The sequence below is a fragment of the Microbispora sp. NBRC 16548 genome (assembly GCF_030268985.1).
Lineage (GTDB): Bacteria > Actinomycetota > Actinomycetes > Streptosporangiales > Streptosporangiaceae > Microbispora > Microbispora catharanthi.
The window spans coordinates 109568-133420 of sequence record NZ_BSSF01000015.1 but is presented as its reverse complement, the minus strand read 5'-3'; the positions used below and the strand labels follow the sequence as shown (position 1 = coordinate 133420).

Here is a 23853-nt window from a genome sequence, read left to right as displayed (position 1 = left end):
TCGGTGCGAAGCGGCTCGCGCGGGCCCCAGGGTGCCTACCACGGGGACCCTAGGCGCCCGTGGCATCGGGGCCAGGGTGTCGACCACGCTCTCTCCGGGGCGCGATGAAAGGGCCCCGGACGCGACCGTGATCACAGCGGCATCGCCGGATGCCGCGTGTGAACGGAGCCGAGGTCGTGACCATGAACCTGTTGGAGTCGCACAGAGACCACGCGGAGCGGACCGGCCAAGGATCGATCGGAGGATGGGACGGAGCCGCTTCGGCGTTCGCCGGCGTCGCGCCCCGGCTCTTCGCGATCGGCCTGCGCGTCCTGCACGACGTGGGCGAGGCCGAAGACGTGGTGCAGGAGACGTGGCTGCGCTGGGCCCGCGCGGACCGCTCGATCGTCGTCGATCCGCCCGCGTTCCTCGCGCTGACCACCACCAGGCTCGCCCTCAACGTCGCCCAGTCCGCCCGCAGGCGCCGCGAGACCTCCGCCGGCCCCTGGTTACCCGAGCCGACGGACCACTCCGGCGGCCCCGAGACGGCGGCCGAGCGACACGAGGCGGTCGACGCCGCGATCCGGTTGCTGCTGGAGAGACTGACTCCCGCCGAACGAGCGGTCTATCTCCTGCGCGTGGCCTTCGACTACCCCTACCGCCGGATCTCCGAGATCCTCGGCCTGAGCGAAGACCACGCGCGGCAACTCGTGCGACGTGCCCGCGACCACCTCGCCGGCGAGCGGCGCAACCCGGTGAGCACCACCGGGCACCGGCGCCTCGTACGGACGTTCCTCTCCGCCGCGCAGACCGGCGACCTCGCCGAACTGGAGGAACTGCTCGCCGCCGGCGTCGCCCGCTAGGCCGCTCTACTCGGCGGGATCGCCGGGCCGGAGGTCGTCTTCCAGCACCTCGACCGCGGCGAGCAGCCCTCGCAGGCCGATCTCCTCGCGTTCGGCGTCCGTCGGGTCGAACAGCCAGTCGGTGACCGGCAGGCCGGCGGCGTCCTCCGGACGGCTGGACTCGACCCGGATCACCTCCGCCTCGACCTCGATTTCGAGCTCGTGCAGAAATTCGGTCTCGTCGTTCGGAGCGGTCATCGTTCCTCTCTCCGTGTCGTGTGCGGATGACTCGGCCGGGGGCGGGACGCGATGACCGCGGCGACCTGCACAGCGCAGCCGGGACAGCAGCGCAGCCGGGACAGCGGTGCGGCCGGGACAGCGGTGCGGCCGGGACAGCGGCGTGGCCGGTGATCTCGGTCATCGCGTGCGCGCCCTCAGGGATGAACGGCCTCGTCGGCCTACTTGCCGGTGGCGGTGCGTTCGAGCCAGTCGTGGTAGCGGATCGTGCCGAGGGTGGCGTCGCCGATCGGAACGAGCGACCGCTCGCTCAGCTCGCTGCCGAAATAACGCGCGTGCGGGTCGGTGACCACCTCGCGCGGGTCGCCCCAGGCGGACAGCGCCTGCCGGAAGAACTCGTCCATCCGGGACTGCTCGGGCCCGGCGATCTCGACCCTGCCGTTCAGCGGCGACCCCACCGCGGTCCGGCCGACCGCCTGGGCGACATCGTCGCCCGCGATGGGCTGGAAGAGCACAGGCGCCATGTGCACCTTGCCGTCCTCCATGGCGTCGTCCGCGATGCCGTGGGCGAACTCGAAGAACTGGGTCGAGTGCACGAGCGAGAACGGGATCCCCGACTTCTCGATCAGCTGCTCCTGGGCGATCTTCGCCGCGAAGTAGCCGTTCTCCGGCATCCGCTCCGTTCCCACGATCGACACCGCGACGTGGTGACCCACGCCCGCCTCCGCCTCCGCCGCGAGCAGGTTGCCCGTGGAGGTCTCGAAGAACTTCAGCACCGCGGTCCTCTCGAACGACGGCGAGTTCGACACGTCGACCACCACCTGCGCGCCCGCCAGCACCTCGGCCAGCCCTTCGCCGGTCAGCGTGTTGACGCCGGTGTTCGGCGACGCCGCGACCGCCTCGTGACCGTGCTCGCCCAGCTGCTTCACCAGCTTCGACCCGATCAGGCCGGTGCCGCCGATTACCACGATCTTCATCGCGCTCTCTTTCTGTCCGCCGGGCCACCTCGTTGCCACCCGGTCGCCAGCTAAGACCGGACAGCCTCCGGGGTTGTGACGGCAGCCGCGAAGTTCACGTCAACTCGTCACCGGTCACGTGGGGCGGGTCATGACGACGTGCTCCCGTGCGCGCCCCGGTGGCCGCCGACCAGATCGTGACGGCGACGAGCACAACGCAGACGGCCGCGATCGCCGCGACCGTGCCGGCCACGCCGACCCAGGGCGTCGCGAGCGGCAGTGACAGGACGATGACGACGCACGCCAGAACCGCGGCGGGGAACATGACGGGCTCTGTGACGACGAGCACGTGCACCGCCCACAGCAGGGCGAGATACACCCCCACCGGGACGGCGACCGCGTAGCCGAGCGCCGGCGACGACGCCACGACGTCGTGCCCGCTCTTCTCCACCGCAACCTCGAGCCCGGAGCCGAGGGCTGCCAGAGCTGCGAAAATTCCATAGTGGCCGTATCCCCACAGGTAGGACCGATGACGGCGATCGCTGAGACCGTCCCCGGCAGGTCCGAGGAAATACAGCCACCAAAGAGCGAACAGCAGGGTGAGACCGGCGCCGGCGATCACGACGAAGGGACCGCCGACCTCGCCCGTCTCGAGCGCTCTTCCGACCCCTCTGCTCGCGGCCAGCACGCTCTCACCGAGCAGGATGATCGTGAACAGGCCGTAGCGCTCGGCGATGTGGTGCGGGTGCCAGTTGGTGGCCCTGGCCCGCTCCGCCCACCGCGGCACCGCGAGTTCCAGGACGGCCAGGCAGACGAAGAACGGCAGACCGAAGGACGAGGGCAGGACTCCCGTCTCCACGAGGACGAGCCGCGACAGCCAGCCCAACTGCAGGAGGCTGATGCCGCCGGCGTAGCGAAACGCGGTGCGGCGCCTCGTCGGATCTTCGAGACCGGCCCGCAGCCATTGGGCGACGAGCCCGATTCTCATGATGAGGTAGCCCAGCGTGATGACCCCGTAGGCGGAGTGGCTCGCCGCGGCGGGCACGCCGGCGGCGAGGACCAGCACACCGGCCATCTGCACCATGGTCAGCAACCGGTAGGCGACGTCGTCGGTGTCGTAGGATGAGGCGAACCACGTGAAGTTCATCCACGCCCACCAGATCGCGAAGAACACCTGAAGGAACGGCACCAGCCCGGCCAGGCCGTGACCGCCGGCGATGTCGTGCGCGAACTGCGCGGTGGCGGCCGCGACCGCGACCACGAAGGTGAGATCGAACAGCAGTTCGAGCTGACTCGAAACGCGGTGCGGCTCATCGATGGCACGGGCGCTCATCCGGACCCGGATCCGGATCGTGGTGCCTGCTGGTGGCAAGGTCCTGCTCCTGTCGCTGTGCAACGTACGGTCCGCTCCGAAGACAGGGCAGAGTTTAGGTCTGTGACAACGCGGCGCCGGACCCGCGCGCTCGCGGCTGGAGGAATGCGCGGAACGGGCGCCGGCGGGGTGCCGGCCGGTCAGCGCGCGAGCCACTCCCGATAGGTGGTCCTGGCGATGACGGCGCCGTCCTTGGCGACGAGGGCGGAGCCCGAGGCGGCGGCGTACATGCCGGCGCTGTCGTCGGTGACGACGGCGCGGTGGTCGCCGCGGGCGGTCAGGGTGATCCTGCCCAGCTCGTCGAGCGCGAAGACCTCGGGGCCTGCGATGTTCAGGGTGCCGCGCAGCGGGACGCCCACGCTGACGTCGGCCACGGCCTGGCCGACGCCCGCCGCCTCGGCACCTTCCTGGCTCTCGGACACGACGATACGCACCGGCTCCCCTTCTTCCCGCGAAGCGATCACCTCGGAGTCACGGGGTCGTCAGGAAGTGGAAGTGGTCCTTGCCTACGACAACCGGATTGTGGAGCTCACCGATCTCGTCGATGGTCACGCTGATCAGGTCATCCGCATGGAGCCGGAAGTCGAGATCGGGCACGATGCCGGTCCCGGTGGAGAGCACGACCCCGTGGGGATGGTTCTCCGAGTGGAACAGATAGGCGGTCAGCCGGCTGAACGGGCGACGGATCTGCCTGGTGGAGGTCGTGCCGTCCCAGATGACGGCGCCCTTGCGCGTGACCGTCAGGCGGATGGTGAGGTCGGAGGCGTCGACCTCCCACGCGGGCCTGATGCCGGGGGAGAGGGCGCAGGCGCCGGCGTACAGCTTGGCCTGCGGTAAGTAGAGCGGGTTCTCGCCCTCCACCGATCGTGAGCTCATGTCATTGCAGACGACGTAGCCGACGATCTCCTCGAAGCGGTTCACCACAAGAGCCAGCTCGGGCTCGGGAACGTTGAGCTCCGAGTCGGAGCGGATGCCGACGGGTTCGCCGTCGACGACCACCCGCCAGGCGGGCGACTTGAAGAACAGTTCGGGACGCTCGGCGTCATAGACCAGCTCGTAGACCGACTTGAGGGCGCTCTCCTCCGCCCGGGCATCCCGGGAGCGCAGGTAGGTCACGCCCGAGGCCCACACCTCCATGGCGCCGTCCACGGGGGCGAGCAGACGCACCTCGCTGAGCGAGCAGGCGGGGGCGGCGTCGGCACAAATCCCTTCGATTTCCTCTTTCCGATGTTGAAGGAGCTCGAACATACCGGCGACCGGCAGGGCGGACAGGACGCCGTCATTCACCACCCCGATGCGTGGGTGGGGGTCGTTATGCCGCTGGTATCGCACAATGTGCACTTGATTTCCCCTTTGTCGTGAAGTGGTGGATGTCAGGTGCAGAGGTGTCGGCGGTTCGTTCAGCCGAACGGCCGGCCTGGCAGCTGTGGTGCGGGCTATGGACAAACCGGACGTGATCGGCGACGGTTGCATCGTAAACGTTACCGATTACGTTTACGCAAGGGCCGGACGCATGTGATGGACGTCGCCAGGGGCCGGTGGCGAGGCCACCCGGACGCCGTCGCCCCGGCGCATCTGGGGAATCGGCGGCACGAGGCAGGGACCGGGGCGAGGTGATCTGCCTGGTCTGTTCAGAGGCGACTGGCGATGTCATCGATGACGCCGGAAATGGGGCTGTAGTGGTGATTGGGGTGATCGAGTGACCACGGTGAGGCGGGAATCCGAAGCGATTTACATCGATCCGGCCGCGCCTGTAGGGGAGCGCGTGGCGGATCTGCTGGCCCGGATGACCCGGGAGGAGAAGCTCGCGCAGTTGGGGAGCGCTTGGGCGTTCTCACTGATCGAGGGTGGCCAGTACTCGGCGGAGCGGGCGCGGACGGTCCTCCGGCACGGCTTGGGGCACGTGACTCGCGTCGCGGGGGCCACCAGCCTGAAGGCGGCACAGGTGGCGCGGGTGGCGAACGCGATCCAGCGCTTTCTGGTGACCGAGACCCGGCTGGGGATTCCCGCGATCGTGCACGAGGAAGTGTGCTCAGGGGTGATGGCACGGGAGGCGACCGTCTTCCCGCAGGCGATCGGCGTCGCGAGCACCTGGGAGCCGGAACTCAACCGGCTGCTGGCGGATGCCGTTCGCACGCAGATGCGCGCGATGGGAAGCCATCAGGGGCTCTCACCGGTGCTTGACGTGGTACGGGACCCGCGGTGGGGCCGGACGGAGGAGACCTACGGGGAGGACCCCTACCTGGTGGCACGCATGGGCGCGGCGTTCGTCCGTGGCCTCCAGGGCGATTCTCTGGCGCAGGGCGTCATCGCGACGGCCAAGCACTTCGTCGGGTACGGGGCGTCCGAGGGGGGGTTGAACTGGGCGCCGGCGCATCTGCCGCCTCGTCTGCTGCGGGAGGTGTATCTGTATCCGTTCGAGACGGCGGTCCGCGAGGCGGGCCTTCAGTCGGTGATGGCCGGCTACCACGAGCTGGACGGGATTCCCTGCCACGCCAACGGTGAGCTCCTCAGCGATGTCCTCCGTGGGGAGTGGGGCTTCACCGGCACCGTCGTGTCGGACTACTTCGCCGTCGACGATCTCCACTCGTATCACCACTTCGCGCAGGACAAGCGGCGAGCGGCGGCTCTGGCACTCACCGCGGGTACCGACGTCGAACTGCCGGCGACGGATGCGTACGCGGATCCCCTGGCGGACGCCCTGGACGCCGGCGAGGTCGGCGAAGGGGAACTGGACGAAGCGGTTTCACGGGTTCTCCGGCACAAGTTCGAGCTCGGCCTGTTCGAGAACCCTTACGTCGACGAGGCCGCGGTCGCGGTGACGGTGAACGCCGAGCGGCACCAGGAGGTGGCGCTCGAGACAGCCCGGCGCAGCCTCGTCCTGCTCAAGAACGACGGCGTCCTGCCGCTGCGGCCGGGCGCCGGAACGGTCGCTCTCATCGGGCCGAATGCCGACGACGCGCGGCACCTGCTCGGTGACTACTCCTTCGCGGCGCATGTCGAGTCGTTGATGCAGGCGCGCGAGCGGCAGGGCCTGCTCGGCCAGATGATGACGATCCCGGACGACCTTGAAATCGAGGAGAGTACGGACGGGCTGCCTTCGGTGCGTGACGCGCTCATGGCCCGCCTGGGGGATCGGGTCCGTTACGCGCGTGGCTGCGACGTGATCGACACGTCGAAGGACGGTTTCGACGAGGCGGTCGCGGCCGCCGCGGCGGCCGACGTGGCGGTGCTGGTTCTGGGGGATCGTTCGGGGTTGACGACCCAGGCCACCACGGGAGAGTCGCGGGACCGGTCCAGCCTGGAGCTCCCCGGTGTCCAGGAGGACCTGGTGCGTGCCGTCGTCGCCACCGGCACCCCCGTGGTGGCGGTGCTCGTCGCCGGTCGCCCGGTCGGCGGCGACTTCCTGCACGAGGAATGCGCCGCGGTGCTGATGGCCTGGCTGCCCGGGCAGACCGGGGCACAGGCGATCGCCGAGGTTCTGCTCGGCGAGGTGAACCCGAGCGGGAAGCTGCCCATCTCCTACCCGCGCTCCGTGGGCCAGATACCCGTCTTCTACGGGCACAAGGTGTCCGGCGGACGGTCACACTGGCACGGCGACTACGTCGACTCGCCCGTCAGCCCGCGCTACTGCTTCGGTCACGGTCTTGGATACGCCCCGTTCGTCATCGAACAGGCCACGCTGGACCGGACCGAAGTGACCGCCGGGGACGGCGTCGCGGTGGAGGTCACCGTGGCCAACACCGGTGATCGAGCCGGTGAGGAAGTCGTCCAGCTCTATATCCGCGACCCCGAGGCAACGGTCACCCGGCCCGTGCTCGAGTTGAAGGGTTTCGCCCGTGTGTCCGTCGCTCCCGGTCAGCGCGCGGCCGTACGTTTCCACGTGCCTACGGGCCAACTCGGCTTCTATGGCCGAGATATGAACTACACGGTAGAAACCGGGCATATCGAGGTTTACGTCGGATTCTCCTCCGACGCTCACACCCACGTGGGTGCGTTCACCATCACGGGCGACGCCGACCGGCCGCAGGCCCAGAAGGTCTACACGGGCACGGCCGATGTCGGTGAGCTGCCACGACGACCTCACGGCGCCCGCTGGGACGGAGACCGGTAACCCCGCCGCCGCATCCCCTATGTGCGTGGGAACCGCGTACTAAGAGACCGAAATGAGGCTTGTGTTGGCAATCGTTATCGCTTACGTTAAGCGCTGGAAACGTAACCGATAACGATTGCAGTGTAAGAGGACGGCATGGCCGAAGGCGGTGCGCCGGTGACAATGAGCGATGTCGCGCGACTGGCGGGTGTCTCCACCGCAACGGTCTCGCGGGTGGTCAACGGACGCTACGGCGTCAGCGCCGGCACCATCGCGCAGGTCCGTTCGGCCATCGAGCGGCTGGGCTACGAGTCGAGTCTGGTGGCGACGAGCCTGCGCCGCAGCCGTACCAATGTCCTGGGTCTGGTCACCCACAGCTTCCAGTCCTATACGGCCGAGGTGCTCAAGGGTGTGATGGAGGCGTTGACCCAGTCGAGCTTCGATCTGATCATCTACGCCAACAGCGATCTCTATGGGACGTATTCGGAGGGCTGGGAGCAGCGGCATCTGACCCGCCTGTCGGGCACGCTCACGGACGGGTGCATCGTCGTCACGCCCTGGGGCGAGGTGCGCAGCAGCACTCCGGTCGTGGTCATCGATCCGGTGCGGGATTCGACAGTGCCGTCGGTGACGGCGGACAACCTCTCGGGCGCCATCACAGTGGTCGAGCATCTGCTGGGTCTTGGTCATCGGCGTATCGGATTCATCGCGGGCCGTTCCAGTCTCGCGGCCGCATGGTCGCGAGAGGAGGGTTACCGGAGGGCGCTGACCGAAGCCGGTGTGCCGGTCGACCCGGCCTTGATCGGCAGGGGAGATTTCAATCCCGAGTCCGCGGGCCCGTTGGCACGCGAGTTGCTGGAAAGGGCGGACCGTCCGACGGCGATCTTCGCGGCGAGCGACGGGATGGCCCTGAAGGTTCTGGAGGTCGCGAAGGAGCTGGGGCTCAGCGTTCCCGGCGACCTGTCGGTGGCCGGATTCGACAACATTCCGGAGTCCGCGTTGGCGGAGCCGGGGCTGACCACAGTGGACCAGTCGATGTACCGACTCGGATACGAGGCCGCGCACATGCTGAAGTCGCTGGTGACCGGTGAGTGGGAGGGCCCCCGCCAGATACTGCTCCCGACGCGCTTGGTGGTCCGCGGCAGCACCGCACCGCCGAGGACCACAACAAGGCCCTGACACACCCACAGGCGCGGTATTCGGCCGTACCTGACGTCAGGTCAATCAAAGCGAACCCGTTACGGACGGAGGTGCAGGAACAGAGTCCACGACACATCCACCGATGAATCAGTCGAACAGTCGGGCCCAATCCGCTGTCGACCATGAAGGAGTTCGGTATGACATTGTCATTATATCACGGCAGCGTGCGCCCCATGGGCGTACGACGGCTCTCGGCGGTGATCGTCGCCGGAGTCATGGCGCTCGCGGCGGTGTTGCTCCCGCCGCGGCCGGCGGCGGCGGACACGCCGTGGCTGAGTGTCTCCGAGGACGGCTACGCGTCGTTCACCGTCCCGGCGGCAGACGTCCAGGCCAACGTGGGCCAGGTGTCCCAGGTCGTCATCGAGGGGAACTTCGGCCCCTCCTCCGCCTGGGCGGAGTTCGGCCTGACCCGCAGGGGAGACGTCTGGTCGGGGATCCTCGGCCCGCTCAAGCCGGGGCTGTACTACTACCAGGTGACGGGCGACGACACCAAGGGTCTGAAGGACCCGACGAACGGCACCACCGTGGCGTCCAAGCCCCTCTGGAGCACCTTCCTCGTTTCGGGCGACTCGGCGCGTCTGCTGGCGGACGTGCCTGAGGGGCAGGGCGGCAAGGTCGAGACCCTCACCTATCGGGTCAAGAACGAGGAGCGGTCGGCTCTGGTCTGGACCCCGGCTGGGTATTCGGCCAAGGGTGGCAAGCCGTATCCGGTGCTGTTCCTGCAGTCCGGCACGGACAGGAGCGCCACCGACTGGCTCGACCTCGGCCGTGCCAGGCAGATCCTCGACAACCTGTCGGCTCAGGGCGCCATGGAGCCGATGGTGGTCGTGATCACCGACGGTCGCGGACCGGACGACGACAAGGACCTCAAGGACCTCCGTAAGGCGGTCGGGGACGCCTACCGCGTCCATCGCGATCGGGAGCACCAGGCGATCGCCGGTGTGTCCGAGGGCGGGTCGCAGGCGTTGCGCGCCGCGCTGACCGGCCCGGGCCAGTTCGCCTACGCCGGCTCGTTCTCGGGTCTCCTCACGGAGATCGCCGGTGGGGGACCCGGTCCCAGGCCGAACCCGGGTGCCAAGCTGGTGCGTCTGTACACCGGGAACGTGACCGATCCCGCCTACAACGCGACCGTCCGCCTGACGAAGGCGCTGGACCGCGCCCGTGTCAGGTACGAGTTCGACGGGGTCAACCCCGACGCCGGGGCGAACTGGACCGCCTGGCAGGAGAACCTGATCGATTTCGTGCCCCGGCTGTTCCACAAGGTGGCGAATCACGGTCCGAGCGCCGGTCACGGGCAACTGAAGGGCGAGTTCACTCCGCCCGCAGCCGGCACCACTCCGACGCCGTTCGTGTCCGAGGGCGGCTTCGTCACCTTCGAGACCACGACGGACTTCAAGGACGCCAAGCACGTCACGGTGTGGGCGAACGACGCTCCCGGCGGGAGCTGGCTGCGCGTTCCGCTGTCCCGTGACGGCGACCAGTGGCGGGCGACCGTGGGTCCGCTGGACCCGTGGTTCTACTACTACAAGTTCATCGTCGACCGGGTCTCGGTCAAGGACGCGTCGAACCCGACGAAGGTGACCACCGAGCCGACGTGGAGCACCTTCCTCGTCTCCGGTGAGAGGTCGCGCCTGCTTTCGGACGTTCCCGCCGGTCAGGGCGGAAAGGTCGAGAGCCTGACCTACCGGAGCAACGTGGCGAATGCGGACCGGACCGCGTTGGTGTGGACCCCGCCCGGATACGACCCGAACCGCGCGCAGCCGTATCCCGTCTTCTACCTCCAGCACGGTGGTGGCCAGAACTACACCGACTGGGTCGAGATGGGCCGCGCCAAGCAGATCCTCGACCACGAGTCCCTGGACGGCAAGCTGGTGCCGATGGTGGTCGTGATGGGCAACGGCAACACGTCCAACTTCAACAAGGAGCTGCTGGAGAACATCGTTCCGGCGGCCCGCGCCCGCTACAACATCTCCAGCGACCCGTCGCAGCAGGCCCTCGCCGGGCTCTCGATGGGCGGTGGACAGACGATCGGGGTGCTCAAGGCGTACCCGGGGGAGTTCGCCTACATCGCGGCGTTCTCGGCCGGGTTCGGCGGCGGCACCGGCGTCGACGTGGCGGCGATCAACAGCGGGACCAAGCTGTTGCGCATGTACGTCGGCGATGTGACCGACTTCGTGAACCCGTCGTTCATGGCGGGACTGACCACGATGGACAACCTCGGCGTCCACTACGAGTTCGACGGGGTCACCCCCGGACCGCACGGCTGGGACGTGTGGCAGAAGAACCTCATCGACCTGGCTCCGCGCCTGTTCAAGCGCTAGGCAGGCCCGTCGAGGCGGCACCCCGGCCGTACTCGCCAGGCAGCGAAGTCATGTGAACGTTCACAAATGAGGATCGGCACGAAGGACAGGGCGCGGAACGCGTCATCCGCGCTCTGTCCCGGCCGATCGCTCGGCCTCAGCGGCGGCGCATGACCCTTGTGCGCAGCGATCCCGGAAGGGAAATCATGTCAATGAAGACGAAAAGACTATTCGCCACCGCATCCATGCTCGCCGCCGCGTGCGTGCTTGCCGCCTGCTCCTCCACCGCGGGAAGCGAAAGCAACGCGAGTGCGGGCAACAGCGGTAACAGCGGAAACGATGCGACCGGAAACAAGGCGAGCAACTGCACGAACACGATCAGCAAGAAGGACCTGCCGGTCGTGACCTTCTGGGGCTGGTACCCCAACATGCAGCTCGTCGTCGACAACTTCAACAAGCAGAACAACGAGGTGCAGGTCTGCTGGACCAACGTCGGCCAGGGCGGTGACGAGTACGACAAGTTCCAGACGGCCATCTCGGCGGGCACCGGTGCTCCCGACGTGATCATGATCGAGGCGGACCGGATCCCGACCTTCCAGATCCAGAAGGCGCTCGTCGACATCAAGAACTACGGCTATGACGCCGTCAAGGACAACTACGGCCCGGGCGCGTGGAAGGACGTCTCGATCGGTGGCGCGGTCTACGGCGTGCCGGTCGACGGCGGACCGATGGCGATGATCTACCGGAAGGACATCTTCGACAAGTACGACATCACGCCGCCGAAGACGTGGGCCGAGTACGAGCAGGCGGCGCAGAAGGTGAAGGACGCGGGGGGCCCGCTGTTCGGCGACCTGGGCGCGAACGTGTCGGCCGTCACGATGGCGCTGCAGATCCAGAAGGGCGCGAATCCGTTCACCTACGATCCGGCGCGGCCGGAGTCGATCGGTATCAAGCTGAACGACCAGGCATCCAAGGATGTGCTCGACTACTGGGGGCGCCTCGCCAAGAAGGGCCTGGTCGGGACGCAGGACCAGTTCACGCCGGAGTACATCGCCGGTGTGGTCAACGGTAAGTACGCGACGTACGTCTCGGCGGCCTGGGCGCCCGGATACCTCACCGGCGCCGGCGTGGGCAAGGGCAAGGACACCGGCAAGTTCGCGGTGGCGCCGCTCCCGCAGTGGGATCCCAACAACCCGGTGCAGGTGAACTGGGGCGGGTCGGCCTTCTCGGTGACGAGCCAGGCCAAGAACCCCGAACTCGCGGCGAAGGCGGCGTACGGCCTCTACGCCGACGACGAGTCGCTCACCGACGGCTGGACCAACCAGATCATCTTCCCGCTGAACCTCAAGGCGCTCAACGATCCCAAGTTCGTGGACCTGAAGGTGTCGTTCTTCGACGGCCAGCAGGCGAACAAGGAGGTCTACGTCCCCGCGGCGAACGCCTACAAGGGCATGACCTACAGCCCGTTCGGCCAGTACTACTTCGACGCCATGACGAAGCAGGTCAGTGCCCTCATCGAGGGCTCCGTCACCGGTGCGCAGGCCGCTGACCGAATTCAGGAGGACGTGGTGGGCTACGCCAAGGAGCAAGGGTTCACCGTTCAGTGACAACACGGGTGGGCCGGTCCGTCCCCGGCCGGCCCACCCGTGACCCCCGGCATCGACTTTGCGGAGCCCAAGATGACCCTCCTGACCGAGAAGAGTGCGGCGAGCACCCAAGAGAAAGCGCACAAGGTCCGCGGCAAGGTGCGCCTCCGTGAGCACCTGATGGGGTGGCTCTTCGTCGGGCCATTCGGGATCGTCTTCCTGGCGCTTCTCATCGCGCCGCTCGCGTACGCGTTCTACCTCAGCCTCTGGCAGAAGAAGCTGATCGGCGGCACCAGCTTCGTCTTCCTCGGCAACTACGTGAAGGCGTTCACCGACCCGACTTTCCTCTCCGGGGCGTGGTTCGTCATCCGCTTCTCGCTCGTCGCCATCCCGCTGCAGATCCTCATCGCGCTCGCGATGGCCCTCATCCTGGACGCGGTGACCTCGCTGTTCACCCGCTTCTCCCGTCTCATGATTTTCCTCCCCTATGCCATTCCCACGGTCATCGGGGCGGTCATGTGGGGATTCCTGTACAGCAAGAGCTTCGGGCCGCTCTCCGACATCTTCGGGTTGTTCGGCGCCACCGCGCCCGACTTCTTCAGCAGCAATCTGATTTTCTACGGTCTGATCAACGTCGTCACCTGGCAGTGGGCCGGCTACTACATGATCATTCTGTATGCGGCGCTCCAGGGCATCGACCCGACACTTTACGAGGCCGCCCGCATGGACGGCGCCGGCAAATGGCAGATCGCGCTTCGGATCAAAATCCCGCTGATCGCCCCCGCGCTGCTCCTGATCCTGGTCTTCTCACTCATCGGCACCCTGCAGTTCTTCAACGAACCACAGATTCTGCGATACCTCGCGGCCGGCACGATCGCACCGGGATTCACCCCCAACATGTACGCGTACCAGCAGGCGTTCGGGCTCGCGAACTTCAACTACGGATCGGCGATCTCCTTCGCTCTCGGCGGGATCGTGTTCGTCTGCGTCTACGCCTTCCTGTTCTTCACCCGCAAGCGGAGGAGCTTCTTCTGATGACCGGCAGCTCCGGCGCCGGCGCACGCCGCCGTCCCCAACGCCACCTCCCCCTGCAGATTTTCCTCGGGTTCCTGGTCGTGTACTTCCTCGTGCCGTTCTGGTGGGTCACCGTCAACAGTTCCAAAGACGCCCCCGGCCTGTTCGGCGGCGGCAACACGCTGTGGTTCGCCGATCGGGTCGACTATTTCGGGAATCTCCAGCGGCTGTTCACCTACGACGGCGGCATCTACGGCAGGTGGATCCTCAACTCCACGCTGTACGCGTTCGCAGGCGGGATCGGCGCCACGATCCTGGCCGTCATGGCCGGCTACGGATTCGCCAAATACCGGTTCGCCGGCAGACGCTTCAGCTTCTCGATCCTGCTCGGCGCGTTGATGGTGCCCGCGACCGCCCTGGTGATTCCCACCTTCATGATGTTCTCCGGGCTCGGCCTGACGAACACGATCTGGGCGGTGATCCTCCCGTCACTGCTCAACCCGTTCGGCGTCTACCTGATGCACGTGTACGCGCGTGACGCGGTTCCCGACGAGATCCTGGACGCGGCGCGGGTCGACGGCGCGGGTGAAGTGCGGACGTTCCTCCAGGTCGCCTTCCCGCTGATGCGACCGGCGGTGGTCACAGTGCTGCTCCTGTCCGCCGTGGCGTCCTGGAACAACTACTTCCTGCCCCTCGCCATGCTCTCCGACAACCGCCTTTTCCCCGTCACCGTCGGGCTCGGCCTCTGGCAGGGCATCGCCTCGGCGAACAACGCGGGCAGTACCTCCCTTTGGAGCCTCATCATCCTGGGCGCGCTCGTGTCGGTGGTCCCGCTCATCATCGCCTTTTTCACTCTCCAGCGACACTGGCGCGGCGGACTGTCCGTCGGAGGCCTGAGGTAGCCGCGGCCGGTCGTCCAGCAGTCGATCAAAATGACAGAGAGGTGTGCCGATGTCGATGACGAATCGCCCGCTGCGCAGCCAGCAGTGGTTCGGAGCGGAGGGCCGCAACGGGTTCATCCACCGATCGTGGATGCGCAACCAGGGATTCGCGGACGACGTCTTCGACGGCCGGCCGGTGGTCGGCATCGCCACGACGTGGTCGGAGCTGACGCCGTGCAACGCCCACCTGCACGACCTGGCCGAGTCGGTGAAGCGCGGCGTGTGGGAGAGCGGTGGCCTGCCGCTGGAGTTCCCGGCGATGAGCCTGGGGGAGCCGCTGATGCGGCCGACGACCATGCTCTACCGCAATCTGCTGGCGATGGAGGCGGAGGAACTGATCCGGGCCAACCCGCTCGACGGGGTGGTGCTGCTGTCCGGCTGTGACAAGACCACGCCCGGGCTGCTCATGGGCGCGGCCAGTGTCGACCTGCCGACTCTGATGATCACCGGCGGTCCTATGCTCAACGGCAAATTCCGTGGGCGGGACATCGGGTCGGGCACCGATGTGTGGCGCTTCACCGAGGAACAGCGCGCCGGCCGGATGACCGCGGCCGACTGCGCCGAGGCGGAAGTCTGCATGTCCCGCAGCCGCGGGCACTGCATGACCATGGGGACCGCCTCCACGATGGCCTGTGTGACCGAGGCGCTCGGCGTCCAGTTGCCGGGGGCCGCCGCCGTACCCGCGGTCGACTCCCGCCGATACGCGCTCGCGCACGCCGCCGGGCGCCGGATCGTGGCCATGGTCGAAGAGGACCAGCGGCTGTCCACAGTGCTCACCCGGGAGGCCTTCGAGAACGCCATCCGGGTCAACGCCGCGATCGGCGGCTCCACCAACGCCGTGGTGCACCTGCTCGCGATCGCCGGACGCCTCGGCGTCCCCCTGTCGCTGGAGGACTTCGACACGCTCACCGCCGATGTGCCCATGCTGGTGAACCTGATGCCCTCCGGCACGCACCTGATGGAGGATTTCGCGTACGCGGGCGGACTCCCGGTGGTGATGAAGGAGATCGCCTCCCTGCTGCACCTGGACCAAGTCACCGTCAGCGGGAAGAGCGTGGCCGACAACATCAGCGGTGCCGAGTGCTGGAACCGAGAGGTCATCGGCACGATGGAGGAGCCGTTCCAGCCCGCCGGGTCGGGGACCGTCGTGCTGCGCGGGTCGCTCGCGCCGTCCGGGGCCGTGCTGAAGGTCTCCGCCGCCTCGCCCCACCTGCTCCAGCACACCGGACAGGCGCTCGTGTTCGACCGGATCGAGGACTACATCGCCGCGGCCGACGACCCGGACCTGGACGTCACCGCTGACACGATCATCGTGGTGCAGAACGCCGGACCGCGCGGCTACCCCGGCTTCCCTGAGGTGGGCAACATGCCGATGCCGCGACGGCTGCTCACCGACGGGGTCACCGACATGGTGCGGATCTCCGACGCCCGCATGAGCGGCACGGGATACGGCACCTGCATCCTCCACGTGGCCCCGGAGGCGTCGGTGGGCGGCCCCCTCGCACTCGTGCGTACCGGCGATGTGATTCGGCTCGACGTCCCGACACGGCGTCTGGACCTGCTGGTCGACCACGCGGAACTCGAGCGCCGTCGCGCCGCCTGGCAGCCTCCGCAACCGGCCGCCGACCGGGGATGGGTACGGCTGTACACCGAGCACGTGCTGCAAGCCGACAAGGGCGCGGACCTGGACTTCCTCATCGGCGGCAGCGGCAGCGCCCCGCCCCGCCACTCGCACTGAGCGTACGACCTGCGCCACGCGGGCCGTCTCGTTGTGGCTGAACGCAGAGGTCCACGCGCCGAAAGCCGCCGAGCGGGCCGGCCAGGCGCTCGCCGTATGAGGCCGCACGAGCACGCGTCGACGAAGGGTCTCGGTCCACGCCGAGGCCCTTCTGCCCGGAGTCGTGCGGCGAAGGCGTTGTCGTGAGGCAGGCTGATGACGTGAGTGTCCATGTACCTTCGGACGATGTCGGAGCCCCACGGGCGCAGGTCGGCCCCAACCCGCAGCACCTGCTGACGACCTTGCTCGGTGAGTACCTCGACTCCTCGGATGCGGGCCTTCCCTCCATGGCGGTGGTCGCGATGCTCGGGGAGTTCGGCATCAGCGAGTCCAGCGCACGGGCCGCGTTGTCCCGGCTGACCAAGCGAGGCCTGATCGCCGTACGGGGATCTGGACGGCCGCCCGTGTACCACCTCACGCCTCAGGCGGTCGCCAGGCACCGCTCCCGGATGGATCATTTCCTGAGCTTCGGCGCACGCCCGCCGCGATGGACGGGAGACTGGGTGACCGTCTCCTTCTCGGTTCCCCAGTCAGGCCAGGCCACACGGCACGCGGTCCGCAAGGCTCTGGGGTCGCTGGGATTCGCGCGGCTGTACGACAGCGTGTGGATCCGGCCTGGATCCGACTCCGGTCCGGTGACTCGGGCGCTGTGTGACGTCCTGGACGACGTCGACGGTGGTCGATGGTCGGTCATGCACACGCGGTTCGACGAGGAGGCCGGCCCGCATGGTCCGGCCGCCGCCTACGATCTGGCCGGCCTCGCCTCGGCCTACGAGGCTTTCATCGCGCAGTACTCGGACCTGCGGGTGGCCGTCCGCGACGGGGAGATCGACGCGACACGGGCGCTGGTGGCCCGGACCTCTGTCATGGATTCCTGGCGGAAGTTCCCGGACATCGACCCGAACCTTCCCGAGCACCTCCTGCCGGCGCCGTGGCCCCGCCAGGCTGCCAGGGACCTCATGTTGGAGATCCATTCCGCTCTCGGCTCGCTCGCCGAGGCGCGGCTCATCCAGGTCGCGACACCGTACTGGCCGGACGCCGCGTCCTGGATCACCCATTTCCAGGCATCGGAGAATTCCGTTTCGGCCCCGGCCGGCGGGGACGGCTGAAGAAACTTTCACGCACTCGAACGACCGCCTGGCCGCCGGGGCGCGTCTCGCGACCGCTGCGGCGCGTAGCTCCCCGACTGGCCGCCGCCCGCGAGATCCCACCGGAGCGTCGGGCCTGCCAGGCATTGTGACCTGCGCCGGAGCCGTCTGCGCCGGCCCGTCCCCGCGGCGCCGGACAGGGGGCCGGCGGCGCCGGCCCGGAGGTTGGCCGGTCTACGCCCGGACCCGAGTGCGTCAGGGGCGATTCCGGTCTACGCGCAGCACTTTACGTGCCGAGTGTGGTCCCTTGACACTTTTTATTACCGCAGTGATAGTAACTGCACGCTGTTCTGCATCGGCTCGTTCCGCCCGGTACGGGCGCAAACTCGCAGTCGATGGTCCGCCATATCGATCTCGAAATTCGGTTGGCGCCGACCAGCCCGACTGTGGTGGGAGTTGTTGCGCCGTTGTCGGGCTCCGTCGGCGTGCGCCGCGCATGCCACATCCGACATAGAGCGCCGTCGTGACACCTCGGAGGGCGAAATGAGAAAACGCTCGATTATCAGCGCAGTGCTGGCGGCCGCGGTCGCCCCACTCTGCGCCGGAATAGTGGCGCTGACCACGACGCCGGCCGCCGCGGCGGTCGGCGGCTCGGGCCCCTACCCGGCCGATTACGAGACCTCCACCGGCCTGCCCAATCACACCATCTACCGGCCCGGAACCCTCCCGTCCGAGAAGCTCCCCATTTTCGTATGGGGCAACGGAGGCTGCTCCGCCAACGGGACGGGGCAGCTGAACTTCCTCCGCGAGATCGCCTCGTACGGGTTCCTGGTCATCGCCAGCGGCAGCCCGAACGGCTCTGGTTCGACGACGTCCCAGATGCTCACCCAGTCCATCGACTGGGCGGTCGCGGAGAACAGCCGCCAGGGCAGCAAATACAACGGCAGGCTCGACACCAGCAAGATCGCTGTAGGGGGCTGGTCCTGTGGAGGGCTGGAGGCCTACGCCGTCTCCAACGACTCACGTATCAGCACGACCACCATCTTCAGTAGCGGCTTGTTGAACGACTCCGACGACTACCAGCTCCGCCGGCTGACGAAGCCGATCGCCTACTTCATCGGCGGGCCGAGTGACATCGCCTACCCGAACGCCATCGACGACTGGGGCAAGTTGCCGGCGGGGCTGCCCGCGTTCATGGGCAATCTGAACGTCGGACACGGCGGCACCTACGACCAGACCAACGGCGGAGAGTTCGGCCGAGTGGCGGTGCTGTACCTCAAGTGGCGGCTGAAGGGCGACACGACGGCCGGCGCCAACTTCGTCGGCCCCAACTGCGGCCTGTGCAACACCCAGTGGCAGGTCCAGCAGAAGAACCTCACGCTCGACGGCGGTACCTCGTCTCCGTCCCCCAGCCCGTCCCCCAGCCCGACCGTGACTCCTACCTCCGGTGGTGGTAGTGGGTCGATCAAGGGGGCGGCCTCCGGCCGCTGCCTGGACGTGCCCGGCGCGAGCACCGCCGACGGCACCCAGGTGCAGCTGTGGGACTGCAACGGCGGCACCAACCAGACCTGGACCTCCACCTCCGCGGGCGAGCTCCGGGTGTACGGCAACAAGTGCCTCGACGCGGCCGGCACCGGCAACGGCGCCAAGGTCCAGATCTACTCCTGCTGGGGCGGCGACAACCAGAAGTGGCGGGTGAACTCCGACGGCACCATCCAGGGCGTCCAGTCCGGGTTGTGCCTCGACGCCGCCGGAGCCGGCACCGGCAACGGCACCAAGATCCAGCTTTACTCCTGCTGGGGCGGCACCAACCAGAAGTGGGCCTGGAACGGATAGCCCGCGCCCGGGGCCGGTGTCAGCCGAACACCACCGGACCAAAGAAGAGCCCCTGACCTGCGTTGTCGCAGGTCAGGGGCTCACGTTCGTCGACGACCATGGCGTGTCACGCTGCAGTCGGCGGCGGCATGACGATGTGGAGGAGTCGCCGAATTCTGTCAAGGTCGACGTCGGTCGCCAGCCGGGCCTCCTCTGGCATCTCGTCCACGAGGGGTTCGACTCCGAACAGCAGGCGGGGGAGCGTCGGGTGGATGACGAGGCCGATCAGTTCGTTCGCCACGACCTCGGCCTTGTCAGCCGCGAGCCCCAGGGCTGTCGCCAAATGTGAGGCGAGATCGCGGACCGTGATCCCGAAGAGGACGTCGTAGAGGCCCGCTGCCAGATCCGGTAGTCGGTCGGCCTCGGCGATGCCGAGACGGAGCATCCGGGCAACCGAGGACCACCGCAACAGCTGTACGAAGCGCCCGCAGTACTGCACGACCGCTTCCGACGGTTGCCCGGAGTACTCGGCGGGTGTGCGCATCCGGGCACCGAACAGGACACGGATGCGCTCGACGACCGCGAGGAACAGCGCGTCCTTGGTCGGGAAGTGCGCATACAGGGAACGCTTCGACGTTTCCGCGCGCGCCGCGATCGCATCCATGGAGGTCCGCTCGAAGCCGTCCTCCAGGAACGCGAGCTTCGCCGTGTCGAGGATGTGCTCGCGCAACTCTTGCCCGCGTCGGGCCATTGGCACTCACCTTAAAGTATACGGTACAGTAGAGTTTACTTCGCCCTCAGTGCTGATTGGAGTCATCATCCATGATTGTGATTACCGCCCCGACCGGGCAAATCGGCAGCAAGCTCGTCGCCACGCTGCTCCAGCAGAGCGAGCCGGTCCGCCTCATCACCCGGGACCCCGGCAAGCTCCCCGCCGAGGTGCGAGAGCGAGCCGAGATCGTCGTCGGATCGCACCGGGATCGCGACGTCCTGGACCGCGCGCTCGAGGGCGCAGACGCGCTGTTCTGGCTCATGCCGGCGGACGCGACGGCGAGCAGCCCCTACGAGGCGTACGTCACTGCCTCCGTCCCGGGCGCGGATGCCGTCGTGCGCCACGCGGTTCCGCGCGTCGTGATCATCTCCGCGCTCGGGCGCGGATCACAGATCTATGCCGGCCATGTCTCCGCATCGCACGCGATGGAGGACCTCTTCCGCAGCACCGGCGCGCACGTGCGCGCTCTGGCTCTGCCCACCTTCATGGACAACATCCTCCGGCAGACAGCCACGATCAAGAACGGGGTCATCTCGGGCACTCTCCCAGCCGATTTCACGATGCCGTGGATCGCGACGAAGGACATCGCGGCGCTCGCCGCCAAGTACCTTCTCGACCACACCTGGACCGGGCAGGACTCGGTCGAGGTCCTCGGCGGTGAGGACCTCTCGTACCACGACATCGCCGAAATCCTGACCGACGTTCTCGGCACACCCGTCCGGTTCGAGTTCGGAGACCGCGCTGCCGTCAGACAGTTCCTCGTCAGCCGTGGCTTCTCCGAGGCGATGGCCCAGTCCATGATGGATATGGACCTCGCCGGCGAACGCGGCATCAACAACGCCACGCCGCGCACCGCTGAGTCCACCACGCCCACCACCTTCCGCGAGTTCGCCGAAGAAGCCATCAAGCCGGCAGTGGCCGAATGAGCGGCGCCGTCGGCGTCCCAGCGCTCCGCCGTACGGCCGGAAGCGCAGTGACCCCGCCCGTTGCCCCACGACTGGTCCCTGACGCAGGGCAAGGGAACCGGCTCGCTGACCCGTGATCACGGATGTCCCGCGCGACCGTCCGGCGGACGTGCTGCGCGGCTGCTCGCCTCTCACCTTGCTGTCCAGGAAATAAACGGTACGGCGGAGTTCACATTCGACTCGTATCAGGGAAGATCATGACACTGATCTGTATCGAAGAGCATGCGATCGATCAGTCGATCGCCGAAGCGGCCAACCCGGTCCTCGCCCGTGAGGCACCGTACATGCGCATGCAGAGCTCCAGCTCCTCCCCTGTGCACCCAGGGCCTGGTCGACGGCCCGCCGTCGACATCGAGGAAGCGCTCCGACTCGGGGCCGACCTCGGGTGGGAACGCATCCGGCGGATGGACGAGCACGGCATCGACATGCAGATCGTCTCCTGGACCAGTCCGATACAACTGGTCCCCGACGACAAGGCGATCGCCCTGTGCCGGTCGGCCAATGACAGGCTCTCGAAGGCGGTCACCGCCCACCCCGATCGGCTCCAGGGGATGGCGGCATTGCCGTGGCAACAGCCGGCCGCCGCCGTGGACGAGCTCGACCGCGCCGTGACCGACCTCGGCCTGCGCGGGGTCCTGATCCTGGGGCGCCCCGGTGCCGGGTTCCTCGACGATGCCGTGACGACTACCACAAGCGGGAAGGGAAGTGCAGATTCCGGGTGCCGCTGGAGTCAACGCCCGTCTCCTGATGCCCTCCCTCCGCCGCCGCACGGCGGTAGTCAGGTGAACCTGAGTGTCATGGCATCGGTGTGCCCGGACCAGCTCAACCTCAGGTGCCAGCATCCCGCCTTGGGCAGGTTGACGGACGAGGGCCCGGGGCCGCCGGCGATCTCGCGGACCACCGACGTAGTCGTCCCGTCCAGCACGGCTTCGATCGTCAACGGCCGCATCGGCTGCTGCGGCAGCCGCGAGACCCAGAGAATCTTGTTCGAGACGTCAGGCTCGGGGGAGGCCACCGGCGGATAGTTGAACAGCACAGCGATGATGTCGCCGTGCTCGCTGAACACGTGGGGGGCGCCCGATCCGTCATCGCTGAACCCCGCCCTCGCCCAGGTGGGCAGCGCGTCCCGGGTGACGGTGGAAACGCATGCGCCGGACGACCGCCCGGTGCCTTGTGCCCCTGGCGTCGGTCCACCCGCCGAGCACCCGGCGGCCAGCATGATGAGTACGCCTAAGGTCGAGACGCCACGTCTACTCGTGATCACACTCGACCCCCACAATGCAGAAGGAATCCTCTCGCAAGGATTGTCCGCCGTGGCCCGTAAGAAGGCCAGCGGCAGTGGGGGGAGGCCTGGCAGACGGAGCGCACGTCTTCGCCCGCCGAGCGATGCCGCGTCAGCGCGTAGCCGGTAAGGCGACCTGCTGACGGGTGGGGCCGTGAGGCGTTTCTTCGCGCCTCGGTTCACGCCGGGGGCCCTTCGCCATACCCGGGGAAGCTCGGAATCATTCCGGACGCGTGCGGAATCTCTGCGCCGACCTGGGAAAACGTGGCCAAGATCATTTCGGATATGTTCCGGGAGTGGGCGCCTGGGGCTGCATCTGGCGGCGTCCGGCTGCATCCTCGGCGACAGGCCGATCAAGAGAAGGGCCAGCTCAGAGGGCATCTGGGCTGGATGGGGGAGCGCGCCCTGAGGGATTCGAACCCCCGACCGTCGGATTAGAAGTCCGATGCTCTATCCAGCTGAGCTAAGGGCGCTCGTGCCTAATTCTGCATGATCCGGGGACCGGGTACACACCCGGTTTCCCGGACATGGGCCGGACCGCGCCTCGCACGGGCCCCGATACCGGTGTCCGTGCTCGTCGGAGATGGCCGGTCGGCCTGCGCCGACGTCGCTCAGGCCCTCGCTCAGGCCCTCGTCCAGGACCCTGCGCGCGAGGGCGTCCCCGATGTTCCGATCGTGTCGCGTCCGGCGCCGCCGGCCGCCATACGAGGCTCTGAGAAGCCCGTCAGGGGAACGATAGGGAAGTCGTCCGCGCGACTGCGGTCGAGTGATCGCGCGGCTACACTGCATCGCCATGTCCGTACGCGAGATCCCGCTCATCGGAGACGTCTCCGAGGGGGTCGTACGGGTGGGGGCGACGGTGCGGCGGCCGATGCGGCCCACGTCGCCGTCGGTCCACGCGCTGCTGCGGCACCTGGAGTCCGCCGGGTTCGACCGGGCGCCGCGGGTTCTCGGGATCGACGAGCGGGGCAGGGCGATCCTCACGTACGTCGAGGGCGTGGTGCCCGCACATCCCCTGCCGGCGTACGCGGTGGGCGACGAGGCGCTGACCGCGCTGGCCCGGCTGCTGCGGCGCTTCCACGACGCGGCGGCCTCGTTCAGCGCGCCTCCCGGCGCCGTCTGGGAGGACGGCTCGGCGCCGGAGGGCCCTGCCGAGCTCGTGGGCCACTGCGACGTCACCCCGGCCAACGTCGTCTTCCGCGAGCGGCCCGGCTCGGGACTCCTGCCGTACGCGCTGATCGACTTCGACATGGCCAGGCCGACCACGCGGCTGTTCGACGTGGTCACCACGTTGCGGCACTGGGCCCCGCTCGCCGATCCGCTGGACCGCGACCCGCTGCAGCGGTCCCTGGACGCGGCGGCCCGGGTGCGGTCGTTCTGCGACGCGTACGGCCTGCCGGCGCGGGACCGGCTCATGCTGGTGGAGACGGCCAGGGTGCGGTTCGGCCGCTCCTACGCGCTCATGCGGGACCGGGCCAGGACGCTCGGCGGCGGCTGGGCGCGCATGTGGGACGGCGGCGCGGGCGGACGGATCAGGCGCGCCGCGGCCTGGCTCGACGCGAACGAGGACGCGATCCAGCGCCGTCTCCTCGGCGACGAGCCCATCGCGTGACAAATGCGCACGTACGGCAGAA

Annotated in this window: 20 protein-coding genes and 1 tRNA gene; 13 read left to right on the top strand and 8 right to left on the bottom strand. The window is 68.0% G+C overall.

Annotated features, from left to right (window positions below):
* Positions 1-182 precede the first annotated feature (182 nt).
* Positions 183-842 (top strand): sigma-70 family RNA polymerase sigma factor, encoded by a 660-nt coding sequence (locus tag QSK36_RS33920; protein WP_183544643.1) that lies wholly within the window; start codon positions 183-185, stop codon positions 840-842.
* A 6-nt stretch (positions 843-848) separates the two neighbouring features.
* On the opposite strand, the gene QSK36_RS33915 is transcribed toward QSK36_RS33920, so the two are convergent.
* From QSK36_RS33915 to QSK36_RS33895, 5 genes are all read right to left on the bottom strand, one after another.
* Complete coding sequence (locus QSK36_RS33915; protein WP_183544376.1) at positions 849-1079, bottom strand: hypothetical protein; 231 nt, start codon at positions 1077-1079, stop codon at positions 849-851.
* A 200-nt stretch (positions 1080-1279) separates the two neighbouring features.
* On the bottom strand, positions 1280-2035 hold the full coding sequence (locus QSK36_RS33910) for an SDR family oxidoreductase (RefSeq protein WP_285785196.1): 756 nt from the start codon (positions 2033-2035) through the stop codon (positions 1280-1282).
* A 94-nt stretch (positions 2036-2129) separates the two neighbouring features.
* Positions 2130-3386, bottom strand: coding sequence for a low temperature requirement protein A (locus tag QSK36_RS33905; RefSeq protein ID WP_285785195.1), 1257 nt, complete (start codon positions 3384-3386; stop codon positions 2130-2132).
* A 140-nt stretch (positions 3387-3526) separates the two neighbouring features.
* Positions 3527-3820, bottom strand: coding sequence for a hypothetical protein (locus QSK36_RS33900; RefSeq protein WP_285785194.1), 294 nt, complete (start codon positions 3818-3820; stop codon positions 3527-3529).
* A 37-nt stretch (positions 3821-3857) separates the two neighbouring features.
* Positions 3858-4727 (bottom strand): fumarylacetoacetate hydrolase family protein, encoded by an 870-nt coding sequence (locus QSK36_RS33895; RefSeq protein WP_285785193.1) that lies wholly within the window; start codon positions 4725-4727, stop codon positions 3858-3860.
* A 424-nt stretch (positions 4728-5151) separates the two neighbouring features.
* Here QSK36_RS33895 and QSK36_RS33890 point away from each other — a divergent pair, with 424 nt between their 5' ends.
* The 3 genes from QSK36_RS33890 (at position 5152) to QSK36_RS33880 (ending at position 11000) form a co-directional block, all read left to right on the top strand.
* Complete coding sequence (locus QSK36_RS33890; RefSeq protein WP_285785192.1) at positions 5152-7500, top strand: glycoside hydrolase family 3 N-terminal domain-containing protein; 2349 nt, start codon at positions 5152-5154, stop codon at positions 7498-7500.
* A gap of 135 nt (positions 7501-7635) precedes the next feature.
* The gene (locus QSK36_RS33885; protein WP_183544366.1) at positions 7636-8658 is read left to right on the top strand and encodes a LacI family DNA-binding transcriptional regulator; all 1023 of its coding nucleotides are present in this window, start codon (positions 7636-7638) and stop codon (positions 8656-8658) included.
* 158 nt (positions 8659-8816) lie between these two features.
* Positions 8817-11000: an alpha/beta hydrolase gene (locus QSK36_RS33880; RefSeq protein ID WP_285785191.1), complete on the top strand. Its 2184-nt coding sequence runs from the start codon at positions 8817-8819 to the stop codon at positions 10998-11000.
* A 136-nt stretch (positions 11001-11136) separates the two neighbouring features.
* On the opposite strand, the gene QSK36_RS33875 is transcribed toward QSK36_RS33880, so the two are convergent.
* Positions 11137-11364 (bottom strand): hypothetical protein, encoded by a 228-nt coding sequence (locus QSK36_RS33875; protein WP_221264558.1) that lies wholly within the window; start codon positions 11362-11364, stop codon positions 11137-11139.
* Between the two features lie 16 nt (positions 11365-11380).
* On the opposite strand from QSK36_RS33875, the gene QSK36_RS33870 reads away from it, so the two are divergent.
* The 6 genes from QSK36_RS33870 to QSK36_RS33845 all read left to right on the top strand — a co-directional run bounded on the left by QSK36_RS33870 (position 11381) and on the right by QSK36_RS33845 (position 19221).
* Complete coding sequence (locus QSK36_RS33870; RefSeq protein WP_221264557.1) at positions 11381-12586, top strand: ABC transporter substrate-binding protein; 1206 nt, start codon at positions 11381-11383, stop codon at positions 12584-12586.
* Positions 12587-12658: 72 nt separating this feature from the next.
* Positions 12659-13600 (top strand): carbohydrate ABC transporter permease, encoded by a 942-nt coding sequence (locus QSK36_RS33865; RefSeq protein WP_183544363.1) that lies wholly within the window; start codon positions 12659-12661, stop codon positions 13598-13600.
* Positions 13600-14481, top strand: coding sequence for a carbohydrate ABC transporter permease (locus QSK36_RS33860; protein WP_182900181.1), 882 nt, complete (start codon positions 13600-13602; stop codon positions 14479-14481). Before QSK36_RS33865 ends, QSK36_RS33860 begins: the two co-directional genes overlap by 1 nt.
* Positions 14482-14530: 49 nt before the next feature.
* The gene (locus QSK36_RS33855) at positions 14531-16258 is read left to right on the top strand and encodes an IlvD/Edd family dehydratase (protein ID WP_285785190.1); all 1728 of its coding nucleotides are present in this window, start codon (positions 14531-14533) and stop codon (positions 16256-16258) included.
* A gap of 200 nt (positions 16259-16458) precedes the next feature.
* The gene (locus QSK36_RS33850) at positions 16459-17406 is read left to right on the top strand and encodes a PaaX family transcriptional regulator (RefSeq protein ID WP_285785189.1); all 948 of its coding nucleotides are present in this window, start codon (positions 16459-16461) and stop codon (positions 17404-17406) included.
* A 522-nt stretch (positions 17407-17928) separates the two neighbouring features.
* Positions 17929-19221: a ricin-type beta-trefoil lectin domain protein gene (locus tag QSK36_RS33845; RefSeq protein ID WP_285785188.1), complete on the top strand. Its 1293-nt coding sequence runs from the start codon at positions 17929-17931 to the stop codon at positions 19219-19221.
* Positions 19222-19327: 106 nt separating this feature from the next.
* Here QSK36_RS33845 and QSK36_RS33840 read toward each other — a convergent pair whose 3' ends face one another.
* Positions 19328-19951 (bottom strand): TetR/AcrR family transcriptional regulator, encoded by a 624-nt coding sequence (locus QSK36_RS33840; protein ID WP_183544356.1) that lies wholly within the window; start codon positions 19949-19951, stop codon positions 19328-19330.
* A gap of 77 nt (positions 19952-20028) precedes the next feature.
* Here QSK36_RS33840 and QSK36_RS33835 point away from each other — a divergent pair, with 77 nt between their 5' ends.
* Together QSK36_RS33835 and QSK36_RS33830 are read left to right on the top strand one after the other, a co-directional pair.
* A complete protein-coding gene (locus QSK36_RS33835) occupies positions 20029-20898 on the top strand; it encodes an NmrA family NAD(P)-binding protein (RefSeq protein ID WP_285785187.1) in 870 nt (289 codons plus the stop codon).
* A gap of 443 nt (positions 20899-21341) precedes the next feature.
* Entirely contained in the window at positions 21342-21962 is a 621-nt protein-coding gene (locus tag QSK36_RS33830) for an amidohydrolase family protein (RefSeq protein ID WP_352241376.1), read from the top strand.
* Positions 21963-22618: 656 nt separating this feature from the next.
* On the opposite strand, the gene QSK36_RS33825 is transcribed toward QSK36_RS33830, so the two are convergent.
* A tRNA-Arg gene (locus QSK36_RS33825) sits at positions 22619-22692 on the bottom strand.
* A 320-nt stretch (positions 22693-23012) separates the two neighbouring features.
* Here QSK36_RS33825 and QSK36_RS33820 point away from each other — a divergent pair.
* A complete protein-coding gene (locus QSK36_RS33820) occupies positions 23013-23831 on the top strand; it encodes a phosphotransferase (protein ID WP_285785186.1) in 819 nt (272 codons plus the stop codon).
* Positions 23832-23853: the final 22 nt, after the last annotated feature.

Excerpts from the sequence above, each read along its gene's own strand:
- QSK36_RS33855 (WP_285785190.1), top strand. The coding sequence starts at position 14,531 with ATGTCGATGACGAATCGCCCGCTGCGCAGCCAGCAGTGGTTCGGAGCG.
- QSK36_RS33840 (WP_183544356.1), bottom strand. The coding sequence starts at position 19,951 with ATGGCCCGACGCGGGCAAGAGTTGCGCGAGCACATCCTCGACACGGCG.
- QSK36_RS33860 (WP_182900181.1), top strand. The coding sequence starts at position 13,600 with ATGACCGGCAGCTCCGGCGCCGGCGCACGCCGCCGTCCCCAACGCCAC.
- QSK36_RS33820 (WP_285785186.1), top strand. The coding sequence starts at position 23,013 with ATGTCCGTACGCGAGATCCCGCTCATCGGAGACGTCTCCGAGGGGGTC.
- QSK36_RS33910 (WP_285785196.1), bottom strand. The coding sequence starts at position 2,035 with ATGAAGATCGTGGTAATCGGCGGCACCGGCCTGATCGGGTCGAAGCTG.
- QSK36_RS33915 (WP_183544376.1), bottom strand. The coding sequence starts at position 1,079 with ATGACCGCTCCGAACGACGAGACCGAATTTCTGCACGAGCTCGAAATC.
- QSK36_RS33885 (WP_183544366.1), top strand. The coding sequence starts at position 7,636 with ATGGCCGAAGGCGGTGCGCCGGTGACAATGAGCGATGTCGCGCGACTG.
- QSK36_RS33920 (WP_183544643.1), top strand. The coding sequence starts at position 183 with ATGAACCTGTTGGAGTCGCACAGAGACCACGCGGAGCGGACCGGCCAA.
- QSK36_RS33830 (WP_352241376.1), top strand. The coding sequence starts at position 21,342 with ATGGACGAGCACGGCATCGACATGCAGATCGTCTCCTGGACCAGTCCG.
- QSK36_RS33845 (WP_285785188.1), top strand. The coding sequence starts at position 17,929 with ATGAGAAAACGCTCGATTATCAGCGCAGTGCTGGCGGCCGCGGTCGCC.
- QSK36_RS33865 (WP_183544363.1), top strand. The coding sequence starts at position 12,659 with ATGACCCTCCTGACCGAGAAGAGTGCGGCGAGCACCCAAGAGAAAGCG.
- QSK36_RS33880 (WP_285785191.1), top strand. The coding sequence starts at position 8,817 with ATGACATTGTCATTATATCACGGCAGCGTGCGCCCCATGGGCGTACGA.